Here is a 267-nt window from a genome sequence, read left to right as displayed (position 1 = left end):
GCCGAGGATGGCTATCCGAGAGCTTTTGCGGCCGGCCTCGTCTGTGCCGGTGCGGGACTTTCCATCGTCATTCCCCCCTCGATCGGTCTCGTCATCTACGGCGTCATTGCCGAAACCTCGATTTCGGACCTCTTCACGGCAGCGATCATCCCGGGCCTCGTCATGGGGCTCTTGATGCTCGTCGCTCTGCCTTTCGTGCCGAAAGTGGATGTGAACGAGATGCCGCCGAGCCTGGAGCGCCTGATGCCGCAGGCGTTTTCGGAGCTT

1 protein-coding gene is annotated in these 267 nt (G+C 61.8%); it reads left to right on the top strand.

Translation table 11 applies throughout. The annotated features are described in order from the left end of the window. A partial coding sequence (locus CH341_RS32695; protein ID WP_146604787.1) for a TRAP transporter large permease subunit occupies positions 1-267 on the top strand: 267 nt, incomplete at both ends.

The organism is Rhodoplanes roseus (assembly GCF_003258865.1).
In the GTDB taxonomy this organism is placed as follows: Bacteria; Pseudomonadota; Alphaproteobacteria; order Rhizobiales; family Xanthobacteraceae; genus Rhodoplanes; species Rhodoplanes roseus.
The sequence above is the reverse complement of the archived record's forward strand: the minus strand, read 5'-3'. Positions and strand labels throughout refer to the sequence as shown.